The sequence below is a fragment of the Alistipes sp. cv1 genome, from assembly GCF_900240235.1.
GTDB lineage: Bacteria > Bacteroidota > Bacteroidia > Bacteroidales > Rikenellaceae > Alistipes_A > Alistipes_A hominis.
In genome coordinates, this window is record NZ_OEPW01000006.1 from 188,693 (window position 1) to 211,000 (window position 22,308).

Annotated in this window: 17 protein-coding genes; 9 read left to right on the forward strand and 8 right to left on the reverse strand. The window is 56.1% G+C overall.

Going from position 1 to position 22,308, the window contains the following annotated elements; translation table 11 throughout:
- Positions 1-47: 47 nt before the first annotated feature.
- Positions 48-2,657 carry a PAS domain-containing hybrid sensor histidine kinase/response regulator gene (locus tag C1A08_RS10665; protein ID WP_180951573.1) on the reverse strand — a complete coding sequence of 870 codons (2,610 nt, stop codon included), beginning with the start codon at positions 2,655-2,657 and terminating at the stop codon, positions 48-50.
- Between the two features lie 356 nt (positions 2,658-3,013).
- Between C1A08_RS10665 and C1A08_RS10670 the strand changes: the two genes are divergently transcribed.
- A complete protein-coding gene (locus C1A08_RS10670) occupies positions 3,014-3,961 on the forward strand; it encodes a UDP-glucuronic acid decarboxylase family protein (protein WP_055206167.1) in 948 nt (315 codons plus the stop codon).
- Positions 3,962-3,994: 33 nt separating this feature from the next.
- Positions 3,995-5,137 (forward strand): hybrid sensor histidine kinase/response regulator, encoded by a 1,143-nt coding sequence (locus tag C1A08_RS10675; RefSeq protein ID WP_101573383.1) that lies wholly within the window; start codon positions 3,995-3,997, stop codon positions 5,135-5,137.
- A 186-nt stretch (positions 5,138-5,323) separates the two neighbouring features.
- Here the strand turns inward: C1A08_RS10675 and C1A08_RS10680 are convergent, their stop codons facing one another.
- Positions 5,324-7,657: an alpha-L-rhamnosidase-related protein gene (locus tag C1A08_RS10680; protein WP_101573385.1), complete on the reverse strand. Its 2,334-nt coding sequence runs from the start codon at positions 7,655-7,657 to the stop codon at positions 5,324-5,326.
- A 30-nt stretch (positions 7,658-7,687) separates the two neighbouring features.
- Entirely contained in the window at positions 7,688-8,617 is a 930-nt protein-coding gene (locus tag C1A08_RS10685) for an NYN domain-containing protein (protein WP_055206171.1), read from the reverse strand.
- Between the two features lie 326 nt (positions 8,618-8,943).
- On the opposite strand from C1A08_RS10685, the gene C1A08_RS10690 reads away from it, so the two are divergent.
- The 6 genes from C1A08_RS10690 to C1A08_RS10715 are packed head-to-tail and all read left to right on the forward strand — an operon-like array spanning position 8,944 to position 14,665.
- Positions 8,944-9,834 (forward strand): hypothetical protein, encoded by an 891-nt coding sequence (locus C1A08_RS10690; RefSeq protein ID WP_101573387.1) that lies wholly within the window; start codon positions 8,944-8,946, stop codon positions 9,832-9,834.
- Between the two features lie 5 nt (positions 9,835-9,839).
- Complete coding sequence (gene rsmI / locus C1A08_RS10695; RefSeq protein ID WP_101573447.1) at positions 9,840-10,553, forward strand: 16S rRNA (cytidine(1402)-2'-O)-methyltransferase; 714 nt, start codon at positions 9,840-9,842, stop codon at positions 10,551-10,553.
- Between the two features lie 19 nt (positions 10,554-10,572).
- Positions 10,573-11,931, forward strand: coding sequence for a TIGR00341 family protein (locus tag C1A08_RS10700; RefSeq protein ID WP_101573389.1), 1,359 nt, complete (start codon positions 10,573-10,575; stop codon positions 11,929-11,931).
- Position 11,932: 1 nt separating this feature from the next.
- Positions 11,933-12,721 (forward strand): inositol monophosphatase family protein, encoded by a 789-nt coding sequence (locus C1A08_RS10705; RefSeq protein WP_228385779.1) that lies wholly within the window; start codon positions 11,933-11,935, stop codon positions 12,719-12,721.
- Complete coding sequence (locus C1A08_RS10710; RefSeq protein ID WP_055206178.1) at positions 12,718-13,647, forward strand: lysophospholipid acyltransferase family protein; 930 nt, start codon at positions 12,718-12,720, stop codon at positions 13,645-13,647. The genes C1A08_RS10705 and C1A08_RS10710 overlap by 4 nt, the downstream gene beginning before the upstream one ends.
- Before the next feature lie 7 nt (positions 13,648-13,654).
- Positions 13,655-14,665 (forward strand): glycosyltransferase family 2 protein, encoded by a 1,011-nt coding sequence (locus tag C1A08_RS10715; RefSeq protein ID WP_101573391.1) that lies wholly within the window; start codon positions 13,655-13,657, stop codon positions 14,663-14,665.
- Between the two features lie 48 nt (positions 14,666-14,713).
- On the opposite strand, the gene C1A08_RS10720 is transcribed toward C1A08_RS10715, so the two are convergent.
- From C1A08_RS10720 to prmC, 4 genes are read right to left on the reverse strand one after another with little or no spacing between them, the layout of a single operon-like run.
- Complete coding sequence (locus C1A08_RS10720) at positions 14,714-15,406, reverse strand: HAD family hydrolase (RefSeq protein WP_101573393.1); 693 nt, start codon at positions 15,404-15,406, stop codon at positions 14,714-14,716.
- 4 nt (positions 15,407-15,410) lie between these two features.
- A complete protein-coding gene (locus tag C1A08_RS10725; protein ID WP_101573395.1) occupies positions 15,411-17,162 on the reverse strand; it encodes a M23 family metallopeptidase in 1,752 nt (583 codons plus the stop codon).
- Positions 17,163-17,164: 2 nt separating this feature from the next.
- Positions 17,165-17,662 carry a regulatory protein RecX gene (locus C1A08_RS10730; RefSeq protein ID WP_101573397.1) on the reverse strand — a complete coding sequence of 166 codons (498 nt, stop codon included), beginning with the start codon at positions 17,660-17,662 and terminating at the stop codon, positions 17,165-17,167.
- Positions 17,653-18,492: a peptide chain release factor N(5)-glutamine methyltransferase gene (gene prmC / locus C1A08_RS10735; protein ID WP_101573399.1), complete on the reverse strand. Its 840-nt coding sequence runs from the start codon at positions 18,490-18,492 to the stop codon at positions 17,653-17,655. Before prmC ends, C1A08_RS10730 begins: the two co-directional genes overlap by 10 nt.
- Before the next feature lie 166 nt (positions 18,493-18,658).
- Here prmC and C1A08_RS10740 point away from each other — a divergent pair, with 166 nt between their 5' ends.
- Entirely contained in the window at positions 18,659-21,490 is a 2,832-nt protein-coding gene (locus C1A08_RS10740) for a M16 family metallopeptidase (protein WP_101573401.1), read from the forward strand.
- Between the two features lie 70 nt (positions 21,491-21,560).
- Here C1A08_RS10740 and C1A08_RS10745 read toward each other — a convergent pair whose 3' ends face one another.
- On the reverse strand, positions 21,561-22,208 hold the full coding sequence (locus C1A08_RS10745; protein ID WP_101573451.1) for an NAD(P)-dependent oxidoreductase: 648 nt from the start codon (positions 22,206-22,208) through the stop codon (positions 21,561-21,563).
- Positions 22,209-22,308 lie beyond the last annotated feature (100 nt).

The window sequence follows — 22,308 nt, forward strand, 5'->3', positions numbered from 1 at the left end:
ATTATCTTCCGACAATTCCATAGCGCGAAATAACCTACAATCCGAATTTAAAGATACTTGTTAAACAACCGTTCGACTTGTTCCCGGCTCCAGGGAACAGCCATGAAATCATCGTAACAGTCCGTCGGCGCAGAATTGCCGAATGCGACGACCGGAACCCCGGGAGATACCTCTTTAATGATTCCGGCGACCTCGGCGCAGTTTATATCCGTCACGGCGACATTCAACAAAACCAACTGGGGGCGGTACTGCTCGAACAACGTAACCGCCTCTACGCCGCTGTCGGCCCGTACGAAAAAGATCCCGTCTCCGAAAGTATCGCACAGCAGATCGAAATCCGACGGCTCGCTCTCCACGACCAGCACCGTCACGGTACCGGAAATAGCCTTCCGTGCCCCGGCTTTACGGACAGACGTTTTCAGCCCGTCCGGATTTCCCGAACCGGCACGCTCGTTCACCGGCGGAACATATGGAATCGTAAATACGAACTTCGTGCCTCTTCCTATCGCCGACTCCACGCCGATCCGTCCGCCCATCTTTTCGATCAATACTTTACAGATAGGCAAGCCGAGTCCCGTTCCCTGAGCGAAATCGTTTCCTTTGACGAACCGGTCGAAAATCTTATCCTGCTTGTCGGTCTCGATCCCCGATCCCGTATCTTCCACATAACAGACGATATTCGGTCCGTCGAGCCGGTACCCGAACGTCACACGCCCGGAATCTGTAAATTTGAACGCATTGGTAATCAGGTTCGCAAAAACCTGGAACAGGCGGTTCGGATCGGTACGGGTCACCAGATTCGGACTCGATCCGTCGAACGAGAAAATCACATTGCCCGGACAACGGAACAGGTTGGCATTGAGCAACTCCCCGCACAGCACCCGCATATTGACCGGCTTGGACGACAGTTCCAGCATCCCCGCCTCGATCTTCGACATGTCCAGGATCTCATTGATCAGCGACAACAACCGTTCGTTGTTGGTCTCTACGATCTTATACATTCCGCGGCGTTCTTCCATATCCTGAGTCTCCGCAATGATATTCGAAAATCCGACGATCGCATTCAGCGGAGTCCGGATCTCGTGGCTCATATTGGCCAGGAACGCCGACTTCAGGCGTCCCGACTCTTCGGCTTTCTCTTTGGCCTCTACGAGTTCTTTCTCCAAAGCGACACGGGAAGTAATATCCCAAAACACACCGATAATCAAAGGCGTGCCGTCTTTCTTCTCTGAATAGATACGCACCTCCTCGTACGTGACAGGAGAACCGGAGGCTCCGCCGACCTGCCCGGTACGTTCGATCTTCGTCCGGTCGGAAACAAGCTGCAGGTCTTCATTTCGGATGGCTTCGGCTTTGCTGCGGCCGAATATCTCAAAATCGTTCTTTCCGATCACGTCCTCGCGGCCGGACCGCAGGAAATCGAATGCCGACCGGTTGCAGAACAGGTACTTGAAATCATCGGCGACGTCCTTGACATACAGGCCGACCGGAATATTATTGATAATCGAATTGGTCAGGTATTGCAGACTGTTGATCTCGTCTTCCCGCTTCAGACGTTCGGAAATATCCCGGGCGAACACCCAGATCAATTCCTGGTGCAACTGATTCTCAATCAAGTAAGAGTAATTCTCGAAAGTCATCGCCTCTCCCTGACCGTCCGACACCCTGTCCTGCGTAAAATTCCAACTGCCGCCGTTTTCTCGGAGGCTCCTGAGCCAATCGCCCCATTGCGTCTTGTCTACCAGCGTTTTATTCAGGTCGAACACCTTCTCGCCGATGACATCCCGTGGGCGATCGCTCACGTTATGTTCCAGAAACGTTTTATTGGCGAATGCCAACGAACCGTCGGGTTCGACGGCGAAAACATCCTCAGAAACGGAATCGATAGCCTGCCGCAACATCTCGATGCGCGTCTGTCCGGTAATCAGATCCGTAACATTCTGCACATAACCTTCCCACAGATAGCCTCCGTCGGAAGGCCGGCAACTGATCGGCTCGACCCGCAGCACCACATCCCCGTACTGGTAATGCATCATATACTGGATACTCTCTTGCCGACGGCCGGCGTCCAACCCCCGGATATATTCCTTGACCTTTTCCACGTCCGTCACAGACATCCGAGAAAAATATTCGGCCATATCCATCTCCCGGTATTCGCCCGGTTGGAACATAGGATCGGCATACCCCTTCGATTCGAGCCGCTGCTTTTTCGAATCGTACTTCCACACGCCGATCCCGGCGAGCCTTTTCAGATCTTCCACCTTTTGTTCCTCCTGCCGCAGCAGTCGCTCGTGCTTATTGATATAATAGGAAATATTCCTCAGCCGGATCATAGCGTGGAAGTCGTCGTATCGGCTCATCGAAATCACATAATAAACGGACAATTCCCCCGTTTCCCCCGCACATTCGTAAAGATCTTCGCAAAATCCTTTCCGTCCGCTCCACAAGGTTGAAAATCCGGCGCGCAACGAGCCCGAAGCCGAAGCCGGAAAAAGGTCGAAAATATTCTCCCCCACCATCCGATTGCTCAGATAGCGGTCTTCGGTCTGGAGCTGGGCATGCACACACATCCCGCCCCGATCGACCAGCAATAAATTTCCCGAGCACAATCCACGATCCCTGGACGGACATTGTATCTCAAATCTAAACGTTTCCATCGACAACCTTTTAAGCCTCGCCACCATACCGACCTCGCAAAGATAAAAGAATATCGCAATATAATGACACGAAATTGAAAAAACCCAATTCCCATTTTTTCAATATTCCAAATGACCGATCCCCGCACATTCAACACCTTAATTTTTATCGTCATATCAGACCTTCGGAAAACGCCGTTTTCCATATAATTTTATTAACATTTAAAAAATATAATCGTTCAGACAGAAGAAAAAATAATAACTTTGTCGTCAATTCGGACGTTCATCCGTCCATTCCGGCCTGCTTGCTCCGGGGCGCCATCCGGGTCAACCATGCAGTGTAACGATTTTAGGCAATTTAAATTCGCTCTGTTTTTATGAAAAGAATATTGGTTACGGGAGGCGCAGGCTTTATCGGATCGCATTTGTGCGTTCGACTGCTCAACGAAGGTTGTCAGGTTGTCTGCCTGGATAATTTTCTCACCGGATCGCCGAAGAACATCCAACACCTGACCGCCAATCCGAATTTCCAAATGGCGGAACAGGATATTACGACCCCTTATTGTCCGGACGGTCCGATCGACGAGATCTACAATCTGGCCTGCCCGGCTTCGCCTATACATTACCAGTACAATCCGATCAAGACACTGAAAACGAACGTACTCGGCGCGATCAACATGCTGGATCTGGCCATTAAGAAACGCTCGAAGCTGCTACAAGCATCTACCAGCGAAGTCTACGGAGACCCGGCCGTGCATCCCCAACCCGAAACGTACTGGGGGAATGTCAACCCGATCGGGCCGCGTTCATGCTACGACGAAGGCAAGCGTTGCGCGGAAACGCTGTGCATGGATTACTACCGGCAATACCGGATTCCGATTAAAATCGTTCGCATATTCAATACCTACGGCCCGAACATGTGTCTCAACGACGGACGCGTAATCTCGAATTTCACCATACAGGCACTGATGAACCAGGACATTACGGTCTACGGAGACGGCTCTCAAACCCGCAGTTTTCTCTATATCGACGATCTCGTCGAAGGCCTGGTGCGCACGATGGCGACGGACGATGATTTTACAGGCCCGGTCAACCTGGGAAATCCGCGCGAATTCACGATCCGCCAACTGGCGACGCTCGTACTGGAGATCACGCGGTCGAAGGCGAGCGTCATCCTCAAACCGCTGCCGGCCGACGACCCGCAGCGCAGAAAACCGGACATTACGACCGCGCAGGAAAACCTCGGATGGAGTCCCACCATACTCCTCGAACAGGGACTGGTAAAAATGATGAAATATTTCAAAGAGGAATTGAAAATCAAATAACCGGACCGGAAGCCCTACTTAAACTGATTTTCAATGGATACAAGCCTGGATTTCAACGCTGCGGAATATAAAATTCTGATCGTGGACGACGTCGTATCGAACGTGTTGCTCCTGAAAGTGCTCCTAAAGAACCTGAACTACCAAATCGCCACCGCGAACGACGGCCTGCAAGCGCTATCGGCCGTAGAGACGGAAAAGCCGGATCTGATCCTGCTGGATGTCATGATGCCCGGTCTGAACGGATTCGAGGTCGCCGAAAAGTTGAAAGAGAATCCGGAAACAAGAGACATCCCGATCATCTTTCTGACCGCGCTGAACGCTACGTCCGACGTCGTCCGGGGTTTCAAAGCCGGGGCCAACGACTTCATATCGAAACCTTTCCACAAAGAGGAACTGCTGATCCGGGTATCCCATCAGATCTCGCTGATCGCCGCCAGGCGGATCATCATCCGGCAAACCGAAGAGCTGCAGCGCACGATATCGGGACGGGATAAACTGTACTCGGTCATCGCGCACGACCTGCGCTCGCCGATCGGTTCGATCAAAATGGTTCTGAACATGCTGCTGCTGAACCTTCCGGCTTCGTCGATCGGAAAGGATATGCACGAAATGCTGAACATGGCCAACCGCATGACCGAAGAGGTCTTCTCGTTGCTGGACAACCTGCTGAAATGGACGAAAAGCCAGATCGGACGGCTGAATGTCGTCTATCAGCAATTCGACCTCGTCCCGATCATACAAGGGGTCATCGAAATATTCTCGATCGCGGCCGAACTGAAAAACATCCGGCTCCGGGTCGAAATTCCCGACACGCTGGAAGTGTACGCCGACTGCGACATGATGAAAACCGTCATCCGGAACCTGATCAGCAACGCGATGAAATTCACGCCAGAAGGGGGCGACATCACGATTCGCGTCCGGCAGGATGATGCACAGGCGGCGATCGTCGAAGTGTCCGACAGCGGATGCGGCATCAGCAAGGAGAATCAGGCCAAACTGATGAAACCGAGCACTCATTTCAGCACGTTCGGCACCAAAAACGAAGAAGGATCGGGACTCGGCCTGCTGTTGTGCCAGGATTTTGCGACGAAGAACGGAGGACGCCTCTGGTTCGAATCGGAAGAAGGCAAAGGCTCGACGTTCAGTTTCTCGATCCCGTTGCAGAAAACGGAATAAACGACAAACTGTACCGTATCGAAAAAGGAGGGAAAATTTCCCTCCTTTTTCGATATTCTAACCGGATTTATTTCATTTCCGAACCGAAACGTTCTCCGGCTTTCCGGACGACCTTCCCGACTCCGTCCCGTTCGCCTCGAAAGAAATCTCCCGATAGCATCCACCGATATTCCGGCACAGCCAAGGTCAACGAACGGCTATCAGCTTGTAAGCGCCACCCTTCACTTCGAAACTCAGGTGCAGGTCGCTGGGCTGTTTTTTGATGAAACGAGCCACTTTATTGCGTACCGGACTGCCGTTCTTCCAGACGGTCGTCCCGTTGATCTTCACTTCGCGCACGCCCTGTTTCGGAGCGCCGATCACCCCTTCGTACTCTTTCGGAAACTCCGTATCCAACACAAATACGTTCGGACTGGATTCGAAAGCCGACGTTACCCGGCCGATCGGAGTGATCACCGAAGCTTTCGCCCACGACAGGCCGGACGGCAACGGCAACACCCCGACCTTGTTGTAAGCCACGTCCATCGGACGGATACCGCAAACATACCGGTAAGCCACCGTCAGGCCTCCCCCGCTCCACGCGTGGTTGACGCTGCCGCCGCCGAATCCTTCGCTACCGATCCCCCACCCCTCGAAAAGCGTGGTGAAATAGTCGTTCCGCACCATATTCGAGAAACGGCGGTTATGCCGCGCAAAACCTTCGTCGCCGTTCCCCATCTGCATCAGGGCTTCGAAAACGTATTTTTCCATATAGGGGCTCGCGTTCTCCTGCGAACGAAATACGTTCAGGATAGCCGGATATTTGTCCGGATCGGCCAGCCCGGATACGACCGCCAACGCATGAACGCGGTCATCGGTCGCTTTTTTGTACTCCGGATCGCGGTACTCCTTACCGTTCCAGAAATGACTGTTGAACGCCTGCTTCAGCGCCGCCATCTCTTCGGTATACGACCGGGCGTCGGCCGCATGGCCGAGCACTTCGGCCGCATTGCGCATCCCTTTGATCATCAAGTAATACCACGCATTTTGCAACGGCAGAATGTCGATATTGTCGCCCCAATCGCCCCAATTCCATCCGCCGTCGCGCAGCAATACGGTTCCTTTGGGGCCCTTTTTCCATAGGGCGATGTAACGCTGTACGGCCGGATACACTTCGGCGAGCGTCTCCTTATCGCCCGTATACCAATAGTAGTTCCACAACCCGTAGTAACCCAGCGAAGCCATCACCTGGCCCGGCAGTTCCTTGTCCCAATTCGACGACGGAACGGGGGCATAAATCACGCCGTCGGGCTTCTGCCATCCGGCAAGATTATGGAGCCATTTGCGGGTCAGTCGGTTGGCCGACTCGGACAGGGCGTAAAACGCCTCTCCGGATTCATTGACCACATCTCCCGTCCACTGCGAACGCTCGCGGTCGGGACAATCCATGTAGGTATCGCGCATCGTAATATACAGCGTGCGCACGGCTTTGGTCAGGAAACGGTTGAACTCCGGATCGGAGCATTCGAACGTACCGACGAATTCGGTATCGTAACCGCTCTCGCGGAACTTCAGCTCCATCACCTCCGCATCGGCAGGCACTACGTAGTAAACCCGGTGTCCGTTCGTCCACCCTTTGTTCTCGTAGTCCTGCACGCCGTCGCGGGCGATGTATTCGCAGCGCAGGTAATTATCCCCACCGTTGTATTTCAAATAGTTATCGGTAAATATCTGCACTTTATCCCCGGACGAGGCCTTCAGTTTGATATAAGGCGTGATCTGTGCATTGTAAGGCAGCGTACAAACGATCGTATCGCCGTTGCGAACCTGAGACGGGTAGTCCTGCAACTCGCCCACCTTCCACAGCGGAATCGGCCGCAACACCAGCTTGTTCCATGGCCGGCTGCCTGCGGTTCCGTTTTCGACGGCCTGCGGCATCTCGTCGGCATTGAAGTCCGGCTGGTGCCATGCCCGTCCCGCCTTGCGGGCGTCGTACCGGATATTGGACTCGGCGAGCCGCATGTTCGGATCGGGAGGCGGACAGGTTCCGTAAGCCGGATTCGCCTCGCATTTCCACGAATCGTCGCTCAGGATATCGAACGAAGGGGTCTGGCAATCGAACAACAACCCGGCTTTCCCGCTGTCGTTATGCGAAAACGACGGCCGGCCGAAGTACCACAGCAACACGGCGATCGTATTCTCGCCGCGTTTTAGGTAAGGAGCAATCTCCACCTCATCGTAATAGGTATCGAGCGGATTGGGGCCCCGTTTCAGTCCGCCTTCGAAGACCACCGGCTTCCCGTTGATCCATAGCCAGTATTTGCTGTCCGCCCCGATCCGTGCGATCACGGAAGTCGGTACGTTCGGCAGGTTCACCTCTTTGCGGAAATTAAGCCAGGTGTTCGGCTGCTCCCGGGTAGTCCCCGAACTGATCCATTTGGCTTTCCATTCGACATTCTGTTCGGAACTCTTCGCCGTCGCACGGTATCCGCACAACGACAACAGCAGGCCCATCACGATGGACAACACTTTCAGATTCATGGCTATTTATAGGTATGAGTTAAATCTCTGCTACAAATCGGGCTGCTCGTCGGACTCCAAATTCTCCACCTCCTCGGGCGTAAGTTTTCGCACGTTCTTGGCAACGTCCTGCTTCTGGGGATTTTGCTCGACGGTAAATTCCACCTTGTCTCCGACGGAGAGATCGCTGAACTCGCCGACCACGTCCTGATAATGGAAAAACAGGTTGTTGTTGGGATACTTGATAAACCCGAACCCGTTTTTCAGGCTCAGCACTTCGCTGACCTCGTACGATTTGGTTCGCTCGGTCTGCTGTCGGGAAGGATCCACCGGAACAAACAGGTCGTTAATCAGCGGATTGTTCTGCTCGATCCCGTAATCGATCACGTCGTGCATCGCGACCGGATAAGTCGCCATCGACAACAGTTCGTGCGAAGTTTTGGTAATCATCCGCACCCCTTCGTCGGTAGTATACTCGAAATCCCAGCTCAGCAGCATGACCCGCACGCCGAAGGACATCAATTTGCGCAGCAGAGGCGTATAATCCGTATCGGCGACGATCAACACGACGATATCCAGCCGCCGCATCATCACCAGTTCGAAAGCCTCCAGCGACAGCCATACGTCTATCCCTCGCTCCTCGCGTTTTCCGAGCAGGTTGCGCAGGGGCAGGTAATGCGGATGTATGCCCTCGGCCATCAGGATATCGTCGAAAACGCGGTCATTGTACAATTGGTTGCCGCGCTGAGCCGCATCCGCAGCGTTCAGGCGCCCCCTGAAATAGTGCGCTTCGGCAATCTGACACTGCAACGGTTCGACCCCTTCCTCCTCGGCGACGCGATGCTGGATAAAACGGTGCAATCCTCCCAACGAAAGGCGCCGTTTCATGTGATGAATATAATTGTAATAATTCGATGCGTGCAACAAAAAATTCCCGTCGTAAAAAATGCCGATCCTACGGGATTCAAAAGGTGATATCATACCATTTATCTTTTCTCAATATTTGTTCTATAAATCAGTAAAAACCATTTATTTACACGCAAATTACCGGGATTGCGTATGAATTAAGATTTTCAAAATTATAATAATTTATTGAAAATACAATCTCCGATTCATTTTTTATCATTTCACAGTCCGCATACCGAATTCCTTTTTTGCAAAATGAAGCATACAGGTGTTTGTAATAATCGGTATAAAGTTTAACTTTGAAAAAAATTTCGCCGTCCGCTACGGACGCACATCCGGCGGCCCGTCCGGCCCGGACAAGTCCGTCGGCAACGGAATGAATCGCCTAAAGTACTGTAAAGATGGATATTCGGAAATTGATTGAAGAGATTGACAGCATCCGGCAAATTGCCGAAACGTGGAAGGAAACGGACAAAACGCCCGAAATCGAAAAAGGGATCGTACTCGATAAACTGAAAAAACTTTACGAAATGCTACTGCTGCTGCCGCAGCCGACGCCGACCGTTGCGGAGACGGAATGTGCTATTCGCGCGGAGGAAGACACGGCAGCGCCCGCCGCAGTGCCGATCCCGGCGGCGGAACCCGTCATCGGGAACGAAATCGTTCCGGAAACGGTAAACGTCCCGCCGATCGTAGAACCGGCCGCGCCGCCGGCCGCGGAAATCGAAACGACGGTCTCCGTCGAACAGCAGCTTTTCGGAGACGAGCAGACCGTCCGTCCGCGCATGGACAAACAGGTGATCCTGTCGTTGTACGGGGACGCTCCGACGCAGCCGACCCACCCGCATAACTCGACGCCGCAGGCACGCTCCTACGAGGCTCCGCATCCGGCCCCGCCCGTTGCTGCGCCGGAACCGGCCGGACAAAACGGCCCGGCTTCCGATACGGCCGCCCACAAAAAAGTGCTCGGCGAAACTTTCGCCAACGGAAACGGAGTCGCGATGAACGAAGTGCTCGGAAAACAAACGGCACACGCCGACGTGGCTTCCAAACTACAATCGCAGAGCATCAGCGGCGACCTGCGCCAATGTATCGGGATCAACGACCGCTTCATGCTGATCCGCAGCCTGTTCAACGGGAATGCCGACCAGTATGCGGCGGCCATCGCGCAACTGAACGCCTTTACCGACCTGAACGACGCGCTGCTGTACATTCAGGAAAACTATCAGTGGGATCCGGACAGCGAAGGAGTGCGGCTGCTCGTGGATCTGCTGGAACGTAAACTGGGTTGATGCCGATGGCCAGGCTGTATCTCGTCCCGACCCCGATCGGAAACATGGATGATATCACGCTGCGGGCGGTCAAAGTCCTCTCGTCGGTCGATGTGATCCTGGCCGAGGACACCCGAACTTCCCAGGTATTACTAAAACATCTGGGAATCGAGAAAAAGATGTGGAGCCACCATAAGTTCAACGAACACGCCGCCGTCGAAGCGGTCGCGCAGACGATCGTCGGCGGACAAAACATAGCGCTGATCTCCGACGCAGGCACGCCCGGCATCTCCGATCCCGGTTTCCTACTGGTACGCACCTGCATCGAACACGGCATCGACGTAGAAACATTGCCCGGCGCTACGGCATTCGTTCCGGCGCTGATCGACAGCGGATTCCCGTGCGACCGGTTCTGTTTCGAAGGCTTCCTGCCCCCTAAGAAGGGCCGCTCCAAACGGTTGCAACAATTGGCGACCGAAGAACGCACGATGATTTTCTACGAATCGCCTTACCGGCTGGTAAAAACGCTGGAGCAGTTCGCGGAACTGTTCGGCGGCGACCGTCCCGCATCCGTATCGCGCGAACTAACCAAAAAATTCGAAGAAACCGTACGCGGCTCCCTCGCCGAACTGACCCGCCGTTTTTCGGAACGCGAGCCTAAAGGCGAAATCGTCCTGATCGTCGCCGGCAAGCCGCGCCGGGAACGCACGGACGACAGGAGCAATCACGAGACAGAATAAAATATCTTAGGAAAGAACCATGAGCAACCGTTCCCCGCACCACTTGTCCGAAGCCCTCCGCAGCTTTCTCCGCAGCCGGTTCGATCTCAGCGCCGACAAGGCTTCCGAGGAAGAGGTGGTCGACAACATCCGCAAGGGCGTGGAGTTCAAGGGCACGAACCTATGGGTGCTGATTTTCGCCACGTTCGTCGCTTCGCTGGGACTCAACGTCAACTCGACGGCCGTTATCATCGGAGCCATGCTGATCTCGCCGCTGATGGGGCCGATCATGGGCATGGGACTGTCCGTCGGGATCAACGATTTCGAGTTGCTGAAACGCTCGCTGCGCAACTTCGGTTTCATGGTGCTGGCCAGCATTTTCACCTCGACGCTCTACTTTTTCATTTCGCCGCTCAGCGGGGCCCAGAGCGAACTGTTGGCACGCACGACACCGACGACCTACGACGTGCTGATCGCCTTTTTCGGCGGCCTGGCCGGAATCGTCGCCCAATCGCGCAAGGACCGTACGTCTACGGTCATCCCCGGCGTAGCCATCGCTACGGCGCTGATGCCGCCGCTGTGTACGGCCGGATTCGGATTAGCCACCCTGCAATTCAAATACTTCATCGGAGCGTTCTATCTGTTCTTTATCAATACGGTCTTCATCGCGATCGCCACGTTCATCGTCGTGCGCTTTCTGCACTACTCGAAAAAGGAGTTCGTCGACAAAAACCGCGAAATGCGGGTCAGACGCTCGATCCTGCTGATCGTGTTGGTCACGATCATCCCGAGCGTAGTGATCGGCTACCGGATCGTCAAACGCAGCCTTTTCGAAAACGACGTAAAACGATACGTGAATACGGTATTCCAGTTCCCGAAAACGAAGGTCATCGAACATACCGGCATTTACCGGCCCGACAACGGGGAGAGTTACGTGGAGATTTACCTGATCGGCGAACCGATCTCGGACGAAATGATCGAAAACGCACGACTGCAAATGCCGCAGTACAACCTGCGGGACGTCCGTCTGGTCGTCCGCCAAAGCGGCGAAACGGACAACCTGAATTTTTCGACGCTGCAAACCGGTTATCAGGAACTGCTATCCGAAAAAAACATTCGGATCAGGGAACTGGAAACGAAACTGTCGGCCTTTGCGACCGACACGCTGGCCGTCCGGGACATCACGGTCGAAATGCGCACGCTGGTGCCCGATCTGCACGACGTAACGCTTTCGAAAGCGGTGCGTTACAATACGGACAAAACGCCGGCCGACACGCTGGTGCTCTGCGTCATGCATCTGAACAAAGGAAAAAAACTCGCAGCCGGAGAACGGGAACGGATCGAGCAATGGCTGCGGGTACGAACCAAAACGGACAGTTTAAAACTATATACGGAATAAAATGCTGGATTACCGAGCAATATGCCTCAGCGCATGCGACCTGGCGCGCGAAGCGGGCGCCTACATCGCCGAACAGCGCAAAAGTTTCACGTTCGCGGACGTGGAGTTCAAAGGCGCGCAGAACCTGGTCTCATATGTCGACAAGCAGACCGAAAAGATGATCGTCGAACGGCTTCGCGAACTGACTCCCGACGCAGGATTCATCACCGAAGAAGGGACCGTGACCGCCGCCGTCGAAGGACAGCCGCTCAAATGGATCGTCGATCCGCTGGACGGCACGACCAATTTCGTGCACGATTTCTCGCCGTATTGCGTCAGCATCGCGCTGATGGACGAAGACGAGCTGACGGCGGGCGTGATTTACGAAGTGACCCGGGACGAACTGTTTTACGCCTGGCGCGGATCGTACGCCTATCTGAACGGGCAGCGCATCCGGGTTTCGGCGACCGACAAACTCGAAAACGCGCTGATCGCCATCGGATTCTCCTACGCGGCGCTGAACAAGACCGACGGGTTCGTGGACAGCCTCGTCCATTTTCAGAACACCACTAATGGAATCCGACGCGTAGGATCGGCCGCCGCAGACCTCGCTTATGTGGCCTGCGGACGCTGCGACGCTTTTTACCATACGGGACTCTCCCCGTGGGACGTAGCCGCAGGCGTTCTGATTGCCCGGCAGGCCGGAGCGCGGATCACCGACTATGCAGGCGGAGACGACTATCTGTTCGGACGGCAGATTATCGCTTGCACGCCGAACATTTACGAAGACTTCAAGCAAAAAGTACGATGACTACGGGCGGCAGGATACAATATGCGTTGCTGATGGGCGCATGCCGGATAACGGGCATGTTCCCGAACCGGCTGTTGTATCATGCGCTGGCCCCTTTCATCTGTTTCGTCCTGCACCGGATCGTCCGCTACCGGCTGACCGTCGTGCGCACGAACCTGTCGAACTCATTCCCGGAAAAAAGCGCAGCGGAACTCCGTGAGATCGAAACGAAATTCTACCGCCACCTGTCCGAAGTCTTCGTGGACACGATCAAACTCGCGACGATCTCGCGCAAGGAGATCCTCGAACGGATGGTTTACCGCGACGTGGAAGCGCAGGAAGAGGCCATGCGCGGACGCAACTGGATCTCGGCGATGTCCCACTACGGATCGTGGGAACTGACGATCAACTACGCCTGCCACAGCGACCACCGGGTACTGGCCGTCTACCGCCCGCTGCACAGCGAGGCGTTCGACCTCTTCTACCACAAAGCCCGATCCCGTTTCGGCACGCAGCCGGTTCCGATGAACAACATCCTGCAGGAAACGCTGAAATCCAAACGCAAAGGGGCCCGGCCGGTCAGTGTCGCGCTGATCGCCGACCAGACGCCGCCTTGGCACGAAATCAAGCACTGGTACCGGTTCCTGGGACAGGACACGCCATTTTTTTCGGGCGTGGAAAAAATGGCGTTGCGGTTGAAAATGCCGGTCTACTTCATGTATGTCCGCAAAACCTCGCCGCAGCATTACGAAGCGGAACTGCAACGAATCTACGACGGCGAAGAAGCGGTCGCTCCGCACGAAATCACCGAACGCTACATCAGCCGGCTCGAGGCGATGATTCGGGAAACGCCCGAATTGTGGATGTGGTCGCACCGGCGGTGGAAGCATAAAAAACCCGCGGATTACGACATCACCCATTCCGAAAAAGAAACCGAAGCCCGATAACCCGCCTATGAAACCGGTCAAAGTCGTTATCCTAAACTGGAACGGCCGTTCGCACCTCGAACGGTTCCTGCCGGTGCTGGTCGCCCGTACCCCCGGCGCAGACATCGTCGTCGCCGACAACGGATCGACGGACGATTCGGCGGATTTCATCCGGGCGCGGTTTCCGCAGGTTGAACTGCTGTTGCTGGATCGGAATTACGGCTTTGCCGAAGGATACAACCGGGCCCTGGCCCGGATCGAAGCCGACTACTGCGTCCTGCTCAATTCGGACGTCGAGGTGACCGAAGGATGGCTCGCTCCGCTGGTGGAACTGCTCGAACGGGACTTGGCGGCGGCGGCCGTCGCTCCCAAGATCCGTTCCTACGCCAATCCCGGCAAATTCGAATACGCCGGGGCCGCCGGCGGCTTCATCGATTTTTTGGGCTATCCGTTCTGCCGCGGGCGAATCCTCGACACGATCGAGTCCGACCGGGGGCAATACGACGCCCCGCGCGAAGTGTTTTGGGCGTCGGGAGCGTGTATGCTGGTGCGCAGCGAAGTATTCCGACGACTCGGCGGCTTCGACGGCGATTTTTTCGCCCACATGGAGGAGATCGACTTCTGCTGGCGGGCGCAACTGGCCGGATACCGGATCCGGGTCGAACCGCGCAGCACGGTGTTCCATGTCGGCGGCGGAACGTTGCCGAACAACAGTCCGCAGAAAATTTACCTGAATTTCCGTAACAATCTCTGCATGTTGTTCAAGAATCTGTCGCCCGGCACTTTCTGGCCGGTACTGTTCTCCCGGATGGTACTGGACGGTATGGCGGCGCTCGTGTTCCTCGTTCAGGGCCACCCCGACTTCTTTAAAAAAGTATTCCGGGCCCACATCGATTTTCACAGGCAGCGGAAATCGCTGCACGAAAAAAGACGTGCGATCCAACGGCACCGCGTCGCGCGCCCGCACGGTATCCTGCGCAACAGCATCATCCTACTGCACGCCTTCGGCTACCGCACTTTCGACAAAGTCATGCGGTAGACCATGCTTATTCCCAGGTAAATTTCCTGCCGGAAATCCGCCTGCTTCCTATACGCCAACCGTTAAGAGGTTTCGGTCGAAATCGTCGAAACTGCGAATCACCCGGGCGACGCCGTCCAGTCGCGCCAGCACCGCAGGGTCCGTCGCCCCGGAATCCATTGCCACGATGTATCCGGCGCCGGCCCGCCGGGCGGCTTCGATCCCCGAAACGGCATCTTCGACGACCACGCAGCGAGACGGAGCAAGCCCGATCGTGCGAGCCGCTTTCAGGTAAATGTCCGGATTCGGCTTACCGGGCAGTGTTCCGTCGTCATAGACGATCTTTTCCGGATCGAACCAACGCTCCAAACCGAAACTACGGATGAAGAAGGTCACGTTGACGATCTCCGAAGCCGTCGCGATCGTACGGGGGATTCGACGCTCTTTGATCCAATCCAGCAATTCGACCGCTCCCGGAGCCAGGTGAAAACGCTCCCGGTCTTTCAAACACAGTTCCCGGTAAATCTCCTCTTTCTCGGCCATCAGCCGCAGCACTTCGTCGTCGGGCACGTCGCGTTCGAGCAAGTATTCGAAAATCGACTTGCCGCTGCGGCCGTGCATACGCCGCTGCATCTCCTGTTTCCCGAACGCCCGCCCGCGCAAACGCATCGAAATAATCTCCCACGACTCTTCCTGCTTGTCCGAATCGAAAAAAAGCGTGCCGTTGAAATCGAAAATGATCCCCGAATAGCCCGTTTTCATTTTTTCACCTTCTGTAATTGCCTTTAAATACGGTTTTGTTCCCCTTGCCGTCGGCCACAGTCAGCACCAGGACATGCGTCGTTTCCCGACTCCAACGGCCGTCGTCGAAATAGTGCGTCAGCGTAGCGGTCTTCGGGTCGTATTCGAACAAAGCCCATTTGCCGTCGATGGTCGCACTGTAAGAACCGATCCCCGAAAAGTCGTCCGATATCTTAAACGACAGCGTTTTGCGAGACGCGAAGTCGTCGCCGCTCTTGAACTGCGGCGTAATCCGCGGAGCGACCGTGTCCACCGCAATGTAATACGTTCCGAAACTGCGCGTCTCGGTCGTCACGCGCCCCTCTTTCCAGGCTCCGCCGGCGGCGCTGCGACCGCCGTCGCGTCCGACCGTCGCAAGCAACGCTTTGCTACGCAGTTCCGCGGGCAGTTCCGACGCGTCGATGCTGACCGTCACCGCGCCCTGCAACGGCACGTCCGGCGTATGGATCGCATACAGCGGCGAGTAGGCGTATCTCTGCTTCGGCTTTTCCGAAAGATCCAACAGAATCGATTCGTAAAGCGCGCCCCGGGGAACCGACAGCGACAGGCCGCCTTGCTGATGGCGAAAATCTTTCGTCCAGTCGACCGGAATCCCGTCCGGAACGACCTGAGGCGCCGACAACCCCCGAACGACCCGGAAAGCGAGCCGCGACGCATTGCCGCAATCGTCCGTCAGTTCGATCCCGACCTCGTGACGACCGTCGTCGTCGAGCGTCAGCAAGCCGTTTCGCACCGTCTTACGGTACACCGGCAGGCGGTTGTTCGGCAATTTGTAAAGCCGGTAAACCCCGTTGCGCGTAGCGCGGGACTGCGGATAGAGCGCCGCCGCGTAACAATAGCGCCCCACGTCGAACCCGATCCGATCGACGACCATCGAAAAAGCCGGCTTACCGTCGTAAGTCACGTCGAAAGCGTAAACGCCCATCGGGTTGTCGGTGCCGTTCTTCTTCTCCTCGGCCTCGACGGCAAAATACCCGTTGCGGGCGACACGCAACGCGGCCGTATCGAGCAGCGTATAATTTCCCCGCGCATCGCGGCGCACCGAAAGTTTCCAGCGCACCGTATGTACCGGAACACCCTGAACCGTGTCGACCCCGATGTAATAAAGCACGACCGGTTTCGGCGGAATCGTATCCCTAACCTGCAACATGCCGCGCGCAAGCAGGTTCAGCGGACGCTGCGAATCGGTTTCGCGCACTTCCAGATGCAGGTGCGGGCCGCCCGAAGAACCCCGGTTGCCCGACAGGGCGATCTGTTCGCCCTGCTTGAAAACGAATTTGCCGGCAGGCGGCGTAACATCCACAGCGAACGATTTGCGAACATACTGTATCTCATGGATATACCGCTCGATCGAGTCCGAAAAACGTTCCAGGTGACCGTAAACGCTCGTCGTGCCATTCGGATGATTTATGTAAAGGGCCTTGCCGAATCCGGACGGACTGACGGCGATGCGGACGACCGTGCCGTCGGCAATCGCACGGATCGGCTTGTTGATTACGCCCTGGGTCTTGACATCGATGCCCGAATGGAAATGGTTGCCGCGCAACTCGCCGTAATTGGCCGACAACAGCACCGGAAAAGAGACCGGCGAAACGAACCCGAACTCGGTAGCCATCGCCGGATGCGGCGTATACTGAGCCGGCAACGCGCCGGCATAACAGACTGCCGCCGACAAAACAATCCATTTTTTAATCCTGCTCAATTTGCTATTTCTCATCTTCAATCGTTTTTTACATATTCCCCGTCGCCAACCAGCCGGTCGACCAAATCGCCCACCGTTTCGAAATCGAAACCGAGTCCGACGCCATAACGCAACAACTTGCCGCGCAATTCGTAACCGTTGCGGGCCCGGATCGCTTGCATCTTCCGGCGCAATTGCTCTTCGAGCTTACCGCGCATAAACTGCGGATCGACCTGACGAAGGGCCTCTTCGATCAACATTTCGGGAATCTGTTTCGCCCGCAACGCCGCGCGGATCTTGTAAACGCCCCAACGGCTCAGACCGGTCTTTTCCCGGACATAGGCCTCGGCGTAGCGCCGTTCGTCAATAAACCTTTCGCGCAGCAGCGTATCGACGATCCGCTGCCGGTCAGCCTCCGCAACGCCCCACCGAACAAGCGACCGACGGGCGTCCGACACGGCTACTTCGCTTTTGGCGCAACGGTACATCAGCATCCTCAAAGCCTGTTCCGGCGTTTTCGTTCTTTTTACTTCCATACGGCCTCCGTTATTCTCGGCTTTCCGAACAGGTCGGCCGTCAGTTTCACATCCGCATAACCGAGCGAGCCGAGCAGCGCGGTCACTTCGTCCCCGAAACGCTCGTTGATCTCGAACCAAAGCGCTCCGCCGGGCGCCAGCAAACTCCTCCCCCGTTCGGCGATTACGCGGTAAAACAGCAACGGATCGTCATCGCCGACGAACAGCGCGCGGTGCGGCTCGTGCTTCAGTATGTTCGGACGCATCCCGGCTTTCTCGCCGAGGGTCACATAAGGCGGATTGCTGACCACCAGATCGAATCGCCCCCCGGGTTGCCGCGTCAGGATGTCGCAGCATTCGAAACGGACGCGGCCGCCGCAAAGGCTTCCGTTTCGCCCGGCGACGGCCAGCACCGTCTCGGAAACGTCGATCCCCGTCACTTCGGCGTCGGGCAGTTCCGCCGCAAGCGTCACGGCGATGCAACCGCTTCCCGTCCCGACGTCGAGAATCCGCATTCCGCTGCGTCCTTTGTATCGGTCGACGATGCGACGCACCATCTCCTCGGTCTCCGGACGCGGAATCAGCACCCCTTCGCGGACGGCGAACTTCCTGCCGAGAAAATAGGCGAACCCGGCAATATACTGGGCCGGGCGACAGTCGCGTATCTCGGCCAGGATGTCGGGCAGGTCTTCCCGGTCGGGACAAGGAGCGTCCGGCTCGACGATCACATCGGTAAACCGCATACCCAGCCGTCCTTCGCAAACGAACGCTGCGAACGCCCTCGCCTCCCGCCGGTCGTAAACGCCGGCGGCGGCATCGTATATGCAGTCCCACAATTCGCGTCGGGTCATAGTCGCTCTTTTGACGCAAAGATACAAAAACCGGCTGCGCCGGAAAACAAAAAATCCGGTCGGCGGCCAGGTTTTTCACTTTTTTCTTCATTCGGAACCATAATATGCTAAATTTGTACGTTCCTTTAAAAGTGAAACCAAATGACGTTAAACACAGATCGGATCCATGAGAAACAAACTGATGCTTCCGTTGCTGGCATGTACCCTTTTGAGTATGAATAGTTGCGGAAATAAAAACAACGACGACAGCGTATCGCTCGATTACGAGAAATACGTCCTCGCGAACGGCCTCGAGGTCGTTCTTCACCACGATGACTCCGACCCGGTAGTGTCGGTGGCCATCCAGTATCACGTAGGCAGCAACCGCGAAAAGCCGGGCAAAACCGGTTTCGCGCACTTCTTCGAACACATGCTGTTCCAGCGCTCCGAAAACCTGCCGCGCAACGCCTTTTTCCAAAAAATCGACGCGATGGGCGGAACGTTCAACGGCGGCACGAGCAACGACGGCACCGTCTACTACGAAACCGTCCCGCGCGATGCGTTGGAAAAAGTGCTGTGGATGGAGTCCGACCGGATGGGCTATTTCATCAACACGGTGACCGAAGGCGGACTGAAACGCGAAATCGACGTCGTATCGAACGAAAAACGACAGGGCGAAAACGCTCCGTACGGACTGGCTTTCGACCTGGTGTTCAAAAACCTGTTCCCCGAAGGACATCCGTACAGTTGGACGGTGATCGGCGAAATTCCCGATTTGAGAAGCGCGACCGTCGAAGACGTCAAGGAGTTCTACGAACGGTATTACCTTCCGGGCAACGCCACGTTGGTCGTCGCCGGCGATTTCGACCCGGCTCAGACCAAAGCGCTGATCGAAAAATATTTCGGGGAGATTCCCGCCCGGCCCGTTCCGGAGGCCCCGAAAACATGGAACGTCGAACTCGACGCGACGCGCAAAATTTCTTACGAGGACACGTTCTGCAATGCGCCGATGCTGATTCTCGCCTACCCGGGCGTCGAAGCCTACCACCGGGACGGTTATGCGCTCGACTTTTTGACGAACTTGCTCGCCGGAGATAAAAAATCCCCGCTGTACAAAGTACTCGTCGAGGAGCGCAAACTGGCGCCCGAAGTGGAGATGTTCAACTACCAGCTCGAAATATCAGGCATGATCGTATTCGACGCCAAGACATTCCCCGGCGTAAAACTGGACGACGTGAAGGCCGCTTACGACGAAGCGCTGGCGCGTTTCGAGCGGGACGGCATCGACCCGAAAGACCTCGAACGGTATAAGATCACCGAAGAAACGCGCACCTACAACCGGCTGACTTCGACCAACGGCAAGGCGCTCGCCATGGCGCACGACAACGTATTCGGCGGAACGCCCGACCGGATGCTAAAAGAACTCGACGCTTACCGCTCCGTAACGGCGGACGACGTAATGCGCGTCTACGAAAAATACGTCAAAGGCCGCAACCTACTCGCCGTCAGTATCTACCCGGAAGGAGAAGCCTCTCTGGCGCTGACCGGATCGACACAGATAGCACCCGAGCAGGAGACGATCGGCGAGCAGCAGATGAACGCCGAATCGGGAGCCGTCGCAGACGATCCGTACGAAAAAACGCCGTCGCGGTTCGACCGCAGCGTCGAACCGGACCTGCTGCCTAACACGCCCGAACTGAAAATCCCGGAAATATGGAGCACAGTGCTCGGCAACGGAATGACGGTCAAAGGGATCGAATATTGCGAACTGCCGCTCGTGAATTTCACGATCGAACTGAACGACGGTATGCTGCTCGACGATCCGGACAAGGTGGGAGTCGCCTACCTGACCGCACAGATGCTCAACGAAGGCACCGCTTCGCGGACGCCCGAAGAACTCGAAGACGCGATCGGGCAACTCGGCGCCCAGATCCGGGTCGCCGCCGCGCGCGAATCGATGACCGTCTCCGGAAATTGCCTGAAACGGAACTTTCCGCAGGTCATGGCGCTGGTCGGAGAAATGCTGCTGTCGCCGCGTTGGGACGAAAAATCGTTCGCCGTGGTCAAAGAGCGGGCGCTCGACAACATCCGCCAGCGCAGTACCGAACCCAAAGCGATCGCATCGGATGTATTCAACAAAGTCATTTTCGGAGCGAACAACATTCTTTCGAACAACGTGACCGGAACCGAGGCGTCCGTACAGACGATCACGCTGGACGACCTGAAAGCGTTCTATGCGGCCCACTTCACGCCAAAAGCGGCCCGAATGAGCTTCGTCGGAGGACTGACCCGCCCGGAAGTCGAACGGGCGCTGGCTCCGCTGACCGAAAAATGGGAAGCGACAGCGGTCAGCATACCGCTGATCGACGGTAATGCGGCGCGACCGGCCGCCAAGGTCTTTTTTGCGGACTACCCCGGCGCCCGCCAGTCCTACGTTATCGTCGGATCGAAAGCCATGCCCATCGCCGATCCGGACGCCTACCCGGCCGTGATCGTCAACGACAAACTCGGCGAATCGGCGGGCAGTCTGCTGTTCGAAATCCTGCGCCTGCAGCACGGATATACTTACGGGGCCTATTCAGGGTTTTCGCAAGGCAACCTGATCAACACGTTCCAGGCGTGGTCGAGCGTACAGGCGACCGTCACGCAGGAATCGCTGACCTTGCTGCGCGACATTCTGAAAAACTACGGGACGGATTACTCGCAGCAGTGGCTCGACCATTCGAAAGAAGCCATGCTGCGCACGATGAACGGCGCCCTCGAAACGCCTAACGCACAGCTAAACATGCTGCGCACGATCGTGCTGTTCGGCCTGCCGGACGATTACGTCAAACAGCGCGAAAACACGCTGAAAACGTTTACGCTCGACCAGGCGAAAACCGTGATCGGAAAGTACCTGAACTTCGACGACATGACCGTCGTCGTCGTGGGCGACGCCAAAACGCAGTTGGAAGGGGTGAAATCCCTCGGACTGGGCGATCCGGTGCTGGTCGATTTCAGCGGACGGCCGATCCGGTAAACGCTCCCTTTCCCAAACGACGAAGCCGTTCCCATTGCGGAAACGGCTTCGTCGTTTTCGTAACCCCGGATCAGTACCCGATCGTAAAACGTTCGCGGTGGTGCATCTCTTTCTCCAGTTCGTCGATCATCGCCACGGCATAGTCCTCTACCGATATCCGGCTCTCTCCGGAAACGCTACGGATCAGGTCGTCCTTGCCCAGCCTGAATTTTCGGGTGCGTTCGCCCGGAACGAGGTTAGCGGCCGGACTGAAAAAGACCCAATCCAGCTCCTTTTCCGGGATCAGGTACGAATAGTAGACCTCGGCCAGTCCCTTGACGCCCGGAGCGAACGCTTCCGGAACACCCCGGTCCATCACGCGCACCCCCGGCGCAACGTACAGGCTTCCGGCCCCGCCGACGATCAGCAACCGACGGACGCCGGCTTCCTTCACGCTCCGGATAATAAGCGGGTAAACCCGCAACGTTTCCCGATAGATATCCGGGTTCCGCCAACCCGGATTGTACGCGCTGATCACGGCATCGCTGCCGGAAACCGCTCCTGCAAGGAATTGCCGGTCGGAAACGTCGCCGGAGACGACTTCGAGTTCGGGTCGGCGGACGGTCATTTTCTCGGGATGGCGCACGATCGCCGTCACCCGGAATCCCCTTTCCAGCGCTTCGCTCAAAATGGCCGAACCGACGAATCCGCTCGCACCGATAATCACAACTTTTTTCATAATCATTCCGTTTTTTCGAAGTATAACGAGATAAACCGCTTCGAACGCGACTTTCCCGGCCGCAGGCGGTTCCCCTTTCGCTACGGAATACCAAATGTTT

Excerpts from the sequence above, each read along its gene's own strand:
- C1A08_RS10740 (WP_101573401.1), top strand. The coding sequence starts at position 18,659 with ATGAGAAACAAACTGATGCTTCCGTTGCTGGCATGTACCCTTTTGAGT.
- C1A08_RS10730 (WP_101573397.1), bottom strand. The coding sequence starts at position 17,662 with ATGGAAGTAAAAAGAACGAAAACGCCGGAACAGGCTTTGAGGATGCTG.
- rsmI (WP_101573447.1), top strand. The coding sequence starts at position 9,840 with ATGGCCAGGCTGTATCTCGTCCCGACCCCGATCGGAAACATGGATGAT.
- prmC (WP_101573399.1), bottom strand. The coding sequence starts at position 18,492 with ATGACCCGACGCGAATTGTGGGACTGCATATACGATGCCGCCGCCGGC.
- C1A08_RS10720 (WP_101573393.1), bottom strand. The coding sequence starts at position 15,406 with ATGAAAACGGGCTATTCGGGGATCATTTTCGATTTCAACGGCACGCTT.
- C1A08_RS10710 (WP_055206178.1), top strand. The coding sequence starts at position 12,718 with ATGACTACGGGCGGCAGGATACAATATGCGTTGCTGATGGGCGCATGC.
- C1A08_RS10690 (WP_101573387.1), top strand. The coding sequence starts at position 8,944 with ATGGATATTCGGAAATTGATTGAAGAGATTGACAGCATCCGGCAAATT.
- C1A08_RS10685 (WP_055206171.1), bottom strand. The coding sequence starts at position 8,617 with ATGATATCACCTTTTGAATCCCGTAGGATCGGCATTTTTTACGACGGG.
- C1A08_RS10725 (WP_101573395.1), bottom strand. The coding sequence starts at position 17,162 with ATGAGAAATAGCAAATTGAGCAGGATTAAAAAATGGATTGTTTTGTCG.
- C1A08_RS10715 (WP_101573391.1), top strand. The coding sequence starts at position 13,655 with ATGAAACCGGTCAAAGTCGTTATCCTAAACTGGAACGGCCGTTCGCAC.
- C1A08_RS10745 (WP_101573451.1), bottom strand. The coding sequence starts at position 22,208 with ATGAAAAAAGTTGTGATTATCGGTGCGAGCGGATTCGTCGGTTCGGCC.
- C1A08_RS10665 (WP_180951573.1), bottom strand. The coding sequence starts at position 2,657 with ATGGAAACGTTTAGATTTGAGATACAATGTCCGTCCAGGGATCGTGGA.
- C1A08_RS10705 (WP_228385779.1), top strand. The coding sequence starts at position 11,933 with ATGCTGGATTACCGAGCAATATGCCTCAGCGCATGCGACCTGGCGCGC.
- C1A08_RS10700 (WP_101573389.1), top strand. The coding sequence starts at position 10,573 with ATGAGCAACCGTTCCCCGCACCACTTGTCCGAAGCCCTCCGCAGCTTT.
- C1A08_RS10680 (WP_101573385.1), bottom strand. The coding sequence starts at position 7,657 with ATGAATCTGAAAGTGTTGTCCATCGTGATGGGCCTGCTGTTGTCGTTG.
- C1A08_RS10670 (WP_055206167.1), top strand. The coding sequence starts at position 3,014 with ATGAAAAGAATATTGGTTACGGGAGGCGCAGGCTTTATCGGATCGCAT.
- C1A08_RS10675 (WP_101573383.1), top strand. The coding sequence starts at position 3,995 with ATGGATACAAGCCTGGATTTCAACGCTGCGGAATATAAAATTCTGATC.